Here is an 8,204-nt window from a genome sequence, read left to right as displayed (position 1 = left end):
ATTTATCAATGTTTTGTGCAAATATAAAATATAAAAACGAGTTTTACAAATAAAACTCGTTGATGTTGTGGAATAGTATTCAAAAACTCGTAGTAAAATGATGAAATAGTATTCAAAAACTCGCAGTTAGTATTCAAGAACTCGTAGTTAGCTTTTTATTTATCCTATTAAAACGTTTATTATTAGTTTGTTATATGTCGTTTTCTCTTGTTTGATAAGCATATAACAAGTTATGCCTTAAAACAAGTCAAAGGATTTTAGAGAAGTGAAAAGAGAGAAAAACGAGTTCTTGAATACTTGTGGAAGCAAAGCAAAAAGCCAAGCGCAGCGGGGAAAAGGACGAAATTCCCCGCGCGTTAAAAAATGTATTTTTGTATGTAATTTTTGCAATTTTTTTGATTTTGGTAGTTTAGGAACTTCTTGCTATAACTATTTGTTATACAGACTGTTTACAATACTCTTCCAATTCTTTACAAATGTATTCTTTCAATGTTATCCCCTCTTTCTTTGCTTGTCTTTCAAGGATATTAAAGACGTAAAAGGGTAGTTCTATTTCAACAGAGGTATTTTTAGGTTTAAATAAATCTTCCTGCCCGAAGAACACGTTTTTATCTTCTGTTTCGGCAGAGATGACGATACCAACAAATGGGTTGTTCTCAACCTCTATCACTGTCCCGCTTATCCAATTCGGTAATTTGGTAAGGTCGGGAGAAATTAGAACTTTATCTCCTGTTTTCATATAGCTATTTTTTTTGTTTTCAAAGATACATATTCCCCATTTACTTAGCTGTTTGTACCTGTTAAATTATGCGCAGTCGGAACTATTCCTATTAGCCCGCCACACATCCGACTGCATAACCCCCGCCCCCTTGTGCATTGGCGCAGCTCACGCCCGCCCGCACCGCAGGGGAGGGGTATTCCGTCGGCTGCTTAGGCAGTCGAATAGGAATAGCAAGAGGAAACGCCACAGAGTTGCGTTTTTTCCTCTTGCCCTACGGGGTTACGGCTGAAAATCAGCCGTTTATCAAAAATCATTCTATTTTTAATATATAGTATTGATATATTATAATAAATAACTACTTTTGTATCAGTACTTAATGATATATAAACCGTTATAATATGGAAGAAAAGAAACCTAATACTCCCCGCAATTCTACTGTTGCCGTTTCTCCCGAAATCGGCAAGAAATTAGAGCGTTTTTGTGCTTCATGTGGTATCACGAAGAAAGATTTTATTTCCCTTTCGTTAGACTATTTTCAACGGTACGGGATAAATCCGGCTAAGCATGAAAGCCCCGCCAAAGAAATGGAAAAACTAATCAAGAAGAACGACCAAGTAATCGGGTTTATCCGTAAGCAGGAGCAGGACATTTTGCGCCCCATGCTTGAAGCCATAACCACAACCGAAGCGAGGATAAAGGCGGATTTTGATAGTTTAGCCAAATATGAAAAAATCTGTGAGTTTGTAGATGCTTCCATGAAGGTAAGTGAAGATATTGCAGATGAAAAAAACAGGATTATAACTGAAATGAACAGGATGTACGATACAAGCGTAAAGCATAACAATAATGTGATTAGGATTATTAAAATGCTTGTACAACATCTGGACGAGAAAGGAAAAGCGGGTTTAATGGATAGACTTTTTGGATAATGATAGTAAAAGTACAAGGAGGCGGTAAAGTTTATGCCAACACCGGCAGCTGCTCTGATGTTGTTTCCTATTTGCAGCATGAAGATGCAGAACGGCTGCAAGCAGGGCTAACGCCTGAACCGTTCTTTAATCAGGAACAGAACAGGATAAGCCCCAAAGAAGTAACCAACAAGATAGACAACAACCGAAAGGGATTGAAAGCCAAAGAAGCAAAGTTCTATGTTATCACTGTTGCGCCTTCACGTGAGGAACTCCGTAAAATGGGAGCCACGAAAGAGGAACAGGCAGCAGCCATGAAAGAGTATATCCGTACCGAAGTCATGCCGAAATATGCAGAGGGGTTTAATAAAGGGCTGAAAGCTGATGATTTGGAGTTTTACGGTAAAATCCATTTTGAACGGCACGAAAAAGACGGAGAAGATTTGCACGCCCATATTATCGTAAGCCATAAAACCAAGAATAACGGTAAATCAATCAGCCCCATGACAAACCACACAGGGAAAAAGAATACAGGTGCAGCACAAGGGGGATTTAACCGCAAAGAGTGGTATTCTTCATGTGAAAAGGCTTTTGATAAACGTTTTAAAAATGAACGTGATATAAAGGAAAGTTTTGAATACAAGAACGCCATGAAGAACGGCACACCAAAAGAAATGCAGGAACAGATAAACAGAGCCATTCAGCAGGAACGGCAGAGGGAGCAACAGATACGACAGCAACAGGAACAGAGGGTAACACAAGCTGTCAAGACAGAAAAAAGGGATAATAAAGTAAAACCAAAATTATAAAATCATGAAAGAGGGACAATTAAAAAGTAGCAACCGTAGCGGTTGTTTGATGTATTTGGCATTGATTTACGCTTTCCCAATGCTTGCAGCTTTGGCGGTTTTGCCTTTGGGTGTGGTGTATTTGTGTTTTCGTGCCGGAGAAATCGGAAACGGTTTGTTTGTGCTTGCGGTGGAAGCCGGAGCAGTCTATTTGTTTATCAAATACAAACGTAAGGGAAAAAAAGAGGAAGCCCCCAAGAACCCAAATACGGCAATTTTGCGGACAGAAGCCGGAGGGGTGCAGTTGGGAAACCCATTTAGAGGGGTTTTTGTATTAGGAGCAGCCGGAAGCGGGAAAAGTGAAAGTATTGCAGTGCCTTTGCTTTCCGAGTTTGTTCGCATGGGGTTTGCGGGTGTGGTATATGATTTCAAATTTCCGACATTGGCAAAAGATGTACAATCCTTTGTAAACGCCAAAGGAAGCGTTTTAAGACACTTTTATTTGGATTTCAATAATCCGGCTGCATCTTACAGGGTAAACCCTTTAAATCCACGATATTTGCCTAATACGTCTTATGCACGTGAGTACGCACAGGCAATAATAAGCAATCTAATGAAAGAGAGTATCAAGAAGCCGGACTTTTGGACGAGAAGCGCAACCGACCTCTTGACCGCCTGTATTTGGTATCTGAAAGAGGAACGCCCCGATATTTGCGATTTACCGCACGTTTTAGCCATGATAACGAGTAATGATACCGCACTACTTAAAACTTTGCAGAAGAACGTACAAACGGCACAAATGACCGTTAGTATTTACAATGCAATGGAGAGGGGGGCAGACAGCCAAGTAAGCGGGGTTATTGGCACATTACAAGGAGCAATAGCACAGATAAACACTCCCGAACTTATGTTCTTGTTTTCGGGCGATGATTTCTCACTCGATGTGAACGACCCGCAAAACCCTATTATTTTGACAGTCGGAAGTTACCCGACATTAACACAGACTTTTGCCCCATTGTGCTCTTTAGTGATAACGGTTGCTACCAAGCTGATGAACCAGCCGGATAAACATCCGTCTTTTGTTCTTTTGGATGAAGCACCGACCGTATTTATACCGAATATCGAAGTTTTGCCGAATACAGGCAGGAGCAACAAGATAGCAACGGTTATAATGTGCCAGGATATTGCACAGTTAGAGGACGGTTACGGTAGGGAAAAAGCCGATGTTTTGTTTGCTTCCTGCAATTCCCATTTCTATGGCAGGGTAGCAAGCAGCAAAACGGCTGAAATCCTTTCTAAACAATTCGGAAAAGCCGATAAGGTATATATAACATCTAACGAGGGACGCAATACGAGGAAGTTTGGAAAAACTTTTGGTAGGTCTGAAACAATACAGGAACGTGATGTTATCAAGCCGTCAGAGTTTTTAAACTTGCAGGTTGGAGAGTTCGCAGGGCTGGCAGTTGAAAGCAATAAGCCCACGTTCAGAACCCGATTTAAACAGGCACAAAGACCGCAACCCGCAGAATTGAAGAAGCCCGACTTTTCCGGCTCTGTGAGCGATTATTACAAGCGGGTGAGATATGATATAAATAAAATGCTTGAAATTGGAGGAACTGCCGGAGAGTACGACAGAGACACTATGAAGCTGAACGAAACAAAGAGAAATTTCTTTGGGGTTGAGTATTGAAAACCTTTATCATTTTGATAGTTGCTTTGGTCTGAATGGGGGAAGAACCGCCCCCATCAGCCAAGTACTGAATATCATTTTGTAACACCCGGCAATACTATTTCTGTGGTTTGTGGTTCGATATCGCTATCTTTTTGTTTTTTATGATAGACTTCTATTTCTTTTTGAAGTTTGGTTTCCATTGCGTCACGTTCGGGAGTTCCTATTTTCCCCCAAACTTCATCCACTAAATCATCAGCTGGTGTGAAATTCATTTTTGCCATATCTGTTTTTAATAAAAGTTGGGTTTTTGTCCCTATCTCATAGCGTTGCATAGTATGCTTTCAATTTGGGTGCATAATAGTTTTCTATCTTATCCATGATAGATAAGCGTACTTTTTCAGAAACTTCAAACTGTAGTAATCCATTTGCTACTTCTTCCTCTGTGGTAAGTATATCCAGTTCTTTGTATAACAATTCTTTCTTGTTTTCATCCTTTTCTTCTGATATTTCATCTATTTTCATCATGCGGAGTGTCCCGATAATGTCGAGCGCAACATCTAAGCTCATTTCTTTATTCATAGGACTTATGTATTATTTGAAATTTTAGTACTTCTTCTACTTTACATAAAACATCAAGAGAAAGGTTTTCACTACCTTTAAGTATTTTATCAAGATATTGTTGGCTACATCCTATTCTTTCTGCAAGCATTTTTTTTGTAAGTCCAAGTTCTTTCATTTTGTCAAGCATTGTAATTGCTATTATTCGTGAATATCTTAACCACTCTTTATTTTCCTTTCTCCATTTTGCATTTTCTTCAAAATGGGACGGTGATACACTTTCGTGTTTCTTTAAGAAATCAATAGCTGTACTCATATATAAATTTATGTTTTCATAAAAGTTGTTTTTTTGTCCCTATCTCATAGTTTTGCATAGTATGCCTTTAATTTGGGTGCGTAATAGTTTTGTATCTTATCCATGACTGATAAGCGCACGTCTTTCCAGCCTTCAAATTGTTCAAGTCCTTGCGCTATTCGTTCTTCTATGGTAAGTACATTAAATTCTTTCTCCAATATTTCTATTTTTATTGGGTCTGTTTCTTTTGATAATTCATCTATTTTCATCATGCGGAGCGTCCCGATAATATCAAGGGCAACATCCAAACTCATTTCTTTATTCATGGTTCATTATAGTTTTATGATTTATACTTCAATAGATTCTGTGAATTTTAATAATGGAATAACTTTCACTGTATGAAATGAAAGTTGGTTAAAAAGCTTATGGGTCTTTAGCATTTCAATCGCTGCATCAGCCGTAACAACACCTTGTTCATAAAGCCGGATTGTTGCATATAACTGGTCATTGGCAACGGGTCCCATTATTAAATCATAGCTGTTTTTTCCTTTTCCTCTGCGGTTATTAACTACAAACTCCAGCCACTCTTTTGTAGCACCCTCAAACCGAAGGACTGAAAACTCTCTATCAAGAATATTATCGGGGACTTCATAAACTGAAACGACAGCCTTTTTACCATGTTCCCGATTCCTTTTGAGTATTGCCCACTTCTTAGCCTGTTCAAAATTAGTTGTCGTATAGAATCCTTTTCCAAAGTCAGTAGCTTTACGCCCTTTCTGTATATTAGGGGATTTGACGGTAACTGTTGAGCCGTGATATAGTTTCATGCCTTTTTATTGATATAAGTTATTATAGTATCTAATATATACTCTGTATCTTGTGTGTGCAGCATTTCAAAATTTTCATATAGAAATTCAAAAACGCCATGATTGGAAAACAGCAAAAGAGTTTCTTTAGCACTTATATTTTTAGTTTCCCTATAATTTTCAGCACAAAACATTTGAAAAAGCAATATCTTTGGATTGTCCTTTTGTACTTTCTTCTGTTCTGTTTTCTCTTTTTCTAATGCTTCATAAAGTGATAATGTGCTTGAATACCACAGTTTTGTATTCTCGTCCAATAATGCCTTATACAAATTGGAAGAATATATATAGTATAACGCATCTTCTAAAGGTAGCGTTTTTCTTTTCATGACTGTATCAACCAATTCTCTCATAACAAATGGGAGCATAGCCGAACCAAGTTCATTTTGATATGTTTGATTAGTTTCCATAACTATTGAATTTAATGTTTGAAAAGTTGTTTTTTTGTCCCCATCTCATAGCGTTTCATAGTATGCCTTTAATTTGGGTGCGTAATAGTTTTGTATCTTATCCATGACTGATAAGCGCACATTTTCAGAAACTTCAAACTGCAACAATCCATTTGCTATTTTTTCTTCTGTGTTGAGAACAGAAAGTTCTTTTTGCAGTATTTTTTTTCTGTTTTCATCCTTTTCTTCTGATATTTCATCTATTTTCAGCATGCGGAGTGTCCCGATAATATCAAGGGCAACATCCAAGCTCATTTCTTTATTCATAAATCTGTATTTACTTTTATTTTCCCTAAAGTTTTTTGCTCAATCTGAACCCTTACAAGTTCTTTATGTGCTTTTTCGTACCGTTCACGCAGAGCCTTGTTTTCTTCCCGAAGCTGTTGCAACTCCTTTTCTAAAAAATCGGCTCTTACTTTTTCTTCGGTAGCTTTGGCGATGATATCCGGTGCTGGTAGTTGTGCCTGTTTTTGCGAGATTATAAATTCGCTCATCAGCTTACAAAGCGCATCCACTTGGTTACGCTCTCTTTCTACTTCAGCCGGAACAGGCAGAAAGGGGGTTACTTCAGTATCGTAAATATCGAAATCGTTCTTTTGCAAGAAATTCCATGCCTTTTCCACCCATTCCCCAACAGGTTGCCCCGCTTTACGGCAATATATTTTTATATCTTCAAGCACGTTTTTAGGCACTCTAATGGTGCTTGTTTGTATATCGCTCATGTATCTATATGTTAATTAGTTATATGCAAAAATATAAAGAATATATTTAGCTTTCTACAAAATCTACAAAAAATATATTTATATCTTTCTGTCAATATCAAAGCATAGAGCATTGATGTTACTTTCGGTAGTCCATACGGCTATTTTTCGACCGTCAATTTCAACGATAACACGAATGAAGTCGTTACCTTGTGGTTGTTCCTTTTCTTGTGAAACTTCTACAACCTTAACTTTTAGTTCTTCCATATCTATTTTATTTTTTGTCATTTAGTTTACCTTTTATTGAATTAATGATATAGCCTTTAGGGTTCTTCTTATCTCTTGCTTTGCCTTTTAGTAAAGCAAGTTCACCCATTAAATCCGGAAGTATATTTTGTGCAGATATGAATAAATCCAAGTTATTCTTAATTTCTTTGTCTGAATATCCTATCGAGTTTTTTAGGTAATTGCGAACTTCTGATGATAAAGACCAACTTAAAGAAATTTGCTTTTGCAAATCGTGTTTTTCCAAATCACTATCTCGGTGCTCCGGCTGATATACAGGATAAAACTTTATGGCGGTAATCTTTCTTCCCGATTTGACGGGGGTGTATTCAAATGTATATGGGCTTACTTCATCCAACTCTTTTTTTGCAGCTTCCACTACATAGCGTATAAAATCGTTTATACGCTCGTACTTATCTGCTACACAAAACATTTCTTTCAGTTGAATTACTGAATAGGTTAGGGGGCTTTTTTGATTGCTAAGTAGTTCATAGAAGCGCATGGAAAATTGGCTTTTAAAACTCATGGCAGCCTTTAGCTCATATTTTCGGTAGCCTTTGGAAAAATCAAGAATACAGTCCCATACACGAGGGTGGACTTGAAAAGAGAGGACAGAGGAACGCTTTCGGATATAAGGTAGTGCGATAATAGAAATGCTTTGCCAAATTTCATCATCTTCATATTCGAATATTTTCCGTTGGAGTGATTGCAAGGCTTCCTTTACCCTTGCATAGTTTTTATCTTCTTCTCCATTGAGCAGGCAAGCGATAGGCATGGTTATGTTTACGCAGCTGAAAAGGTCATGCTCTATTTTCTGGCAGTTATTGGCGAATTTTACACCTTGTACTTCTCCTTGAGCCATTTCTACAAGACGGTAGATTATTCGTTTTTCGTACACGTTAAAGTCATATTTGGCGGTAGTCATAATATAACTTTGAATAAGGTCTTTGTTTACTATTGCCAT

At 37.7% G+C, this 8,204-nt stretch carries 13 protein-coding genes and 1 pseudogene; 3 read left to right on the top strand and 11 right to left on the bottom strand.

What is annotated here, in order from left to right; all coding sequences use genetic code 11:
• Positions 1-556 precede the first annotated feature (556 nt).
• Positions 557-739, bottom strand: a pseudogene (locus WKT20_RS17080) (transcriptional regulator); the annotation flags it as partial.
• Positions 740-1,119: 380 nt separating this feature from the next.
• Here WKT20_RS17080 and WKT20_RS17075 point away from each other — a divergent pair.
• The 3 genes from WKT20_RS17075 (at position 1,120) to WKT20_RS17065 (ending at position 4,107) form a co-directional block, all read left to right on the top strand.
• A complete protein-coding gene (locus tag WKT20_RS17075; RefSeq protein WP_195666267.1) occupies positions 1,120-1,650 on the top strand; it encodes a BfmA/BtgA family mobilization protein in 531 nt (176 codons plus the stop codon).
• Positions 1,650-2,438, top strand: a complete 789-nt coding sequence (locus WKT20_RS17070) for a DUF5712 family protein (protein WP_195666268.1) — start codon at positions 1,650-1,652, stop codon at positions 2,436-2,438. The genes WKT20_RS17075 and WKT20_RS17070 overlap by 1 nt, the downstream gene beginning before the upstream one ends.
• A gap of 160 nt (positions 2,439-2,598) precedes the next feature.
• Positions 2,599-4,107, top strand: a complete 1,509-nt coding sequence (locus tag WKT20_RS17065; protein WP_340417785.1) for a type IV secretory system conjugative DNA transfer family protein — start codon at positions 2,599-2,601, stop codon at positions 4,105-4,107.
• 74 nt (positions 4,108-4,181) lie between these two features.
• Here WKT20_RS17065 and WKT20_RS17060 read toward each other — a convergent pair whose 3' ends face one another.
• The 10 genes from WKT20_RS17060 to WKT20_RS17015 all read right to left on the bottom strand — a co-directional run.
• The gene (locus WKT20_RS17060) at positions 4,182-4,370 is read right to left on the bottom strand and encodes a hypothetical protein (protein WP_138287261.1); all 189 of its coding nucleotides are present in this window, start codon (positions 4,368-4,370) and stop codon (positions 4,182-4,184) included.
• 37 nt (positions 4,371-4,407) lie between these two features.
• Complete coding sequence (locus WKT20_RS17055; protein ID WP_008671606.1) at positions 4,408-4,668, bottom strand: hypothetical protein; 261 nt, start codon at positions 4,666-4,668, stop codon at positions 4,408-4,410.
• The gene (locus WKT20_RS17050; protein WP_270653969.1) at positions 4,661-4,963 is read right to left on the bottom strand and encodes a helix-turn-helix transcriptional regulator; all 303 of its coding nucleotides are present in this window, start codon (positions 4,961-4,963) and stop codon (positions 4,661-4,663) included. The genes WKT20_RS17055 and WKT20_RS17050 overlap by 8 nt, the downstream gene beginning before the upstream one ends.
• A 44-nt stretch (positions 4,964-5,007) precedes the next feature.
• Positions 5,008-5,268, bottom strand: coding sequence for a hypothetical protein (locus tag WKT20_RS17045; RefSeq protein WP_195666265.1), 261 nt, complete (start codon positions 5,266-5,268; stop codon positions 5,008-5,010).
• Positions 5,269-5,289: 21 nt separating this feature from the next.
• On the bottom strand, positions 5,290-5,769 hold the full coding sequence (locus tag WKT20_RS17040; protein WP_032844865.1) for a DUF3990 domain-containing protein: 480 nt from the start codon (positions 5,767-5,769) through the stop codon (positions 5,290-5,292).
• A complete protein-coding gene (locus WKT20_RS17035; protein ID WP_004295329.1) occupies positions 5,766-6,215 on the bottom strand; it encodes a DUF3791 domain-containing protein in 450 nt (149 codons plus the stop codon). The genes WKT20_RS17040 and WKT20_RS17035 overlap by 4 nt, the downstream gene beginning before the upstream one ends.
• Before the next feature lie 45 nt (positions 6,216-6,260).
• Positions 6,261-6,521, bottom strand: a complete 261-nt coding sequence (locus WKT20_RS17030) for a hypothetical protein (RefSeq protein ID WP_340417784.1) — start codon at positions 6,519-6,521, stop codon at positions 6,261-6,263.
• On the bottom strand, positions 6,518-6,976 hold the full coding sequence (locus WKT20_RS17025) for a hypothetical protein (protein ID WP_195666266.1): 459 nt from the start codon (positions 6,974-6,976) through the stop codon (positions 6,518-6,520). Before WKT20_RS17025 ends, WKT20_RS17030 begins: the two co-directional genes overlap by 4 nt.
• Positions 6,977-7,054: 78 nt before the next feature.
• Positions 7,055-7,222, bottom strand: coding sequence for a hypothetical protein (locus tag WKT20_RS17020; RefSeq protein ID WP_192913187.1), 168 nt, complete (start codon positions 7,220-7,222; stop codon positions 7,055-7,057).
• 7 nt (positions 7,223-7,229) lie between these two features.
• Positions 7,230-8,204, bottom strand: a 975-nt coding sequence (locus tag WKT20_RS17015) for a replication initiation protein (protein WP_129743432.1), incomplete at its 5' end; no start/stop codon positions are given.

It is taken from the genome of Phocaeicola sp. ICN-14070 (assembly GCF_037892625.1).
Taxonomy (GTDB): domain Bacteria; phylum Bacteroidota; class Bacteroidia; order Bacteroidales; family Bacteroidaceae; genus Phocaeicola; species Phocaeicola plebeius.
This window is presented reverse-complemented; position numbering and strand designations above follow the sequence as displayed.

What these genes read in the sequence shown, in the direction of transcription:
- WKT20_RS17060 (WP_138287261.1), bottom strand. Translation starts at nt 4,370, where the DNA reads ATGGCAAAAATGAATTTCACACCAGCTGATGATTTAGTGGATGAAGTT.
- WKT20_RS17070 (WP_195666268.1), top strand. Translation starts at nt 1,650, where the DNA reads ATGATAGTAAAAGTACAAGGAGGCGGTAAAGTTTATGCCAACACCGGC.
- WKT20_RS17025 (WP_195666266.1), bottom strand. Translation starts at nt 6,976, where the DNA reads ATGAGCGATATACAAACAAGCACCATTAGAGTGCCTAAAAACGTGCTT.
- WKT20_RS17030 (WP_340417784.1), bottom strand. Translation starts at nt 6,521, where the DNA reads ATGAATAAAGAAATGAGCTTGGATGTTGCCCTTGATATTATCGGGACA.
- WKT20_RS17050 (WP_270653969.1), bottom strand. Translation starts at nt 4,963, where the DNA reads ATGAGTACAGCTATTGATTTCTTAAAGAAACACGAAAGTGTATCACCG.
- WKT20_RS17075 (WP_195666267.1), top strand. Translation starts at nt 1,120, where the DNA reads ATGGAAGAAAAGAAACCTAATACTCCCCGCAATTCTACTGTTGCCGTT.
- WKT20_RS17055 (WP_008671606.1), bottom strand. Translation starts at nt 4,668, where the DNA reads ATGAATAAAGAAATGAGCTTAGATGTTGCGCTCGACATTATCGGGACA.
- WKT20_RS17040 (WP_032844865.1), bottom strand. Translation starts at nt 5,769, where the DNA reads ATGAAACTATATCACGGCTCAACAGTTACCGTCAAATCCCCTAATATA.
- WKT20_RS17035 (WP_004295329.1), bottom strand. Translation starts at nt 6,215, where the DNA reads ATGGAAACTAATCAAACATATCAAAATGAACTTGGTTCGGCTATGCTC.
- WKT20_RS17045 (WP_195666265.1), bottom strand. Translation starts at nt 5,268, where the DNA reads ATGAATAAAGAAATGAGTTTGGATGTTGCCCTTGATATTATCGGGACG.
- WKT20_RS17020 (WP_192913187.1), bottom strand. Translation starts at nt 7,222, where the DNA reads ATGGAAGAACTAAAAGTTAAGGTTGTAGAAGTTTCACAAGAAAAGGAA.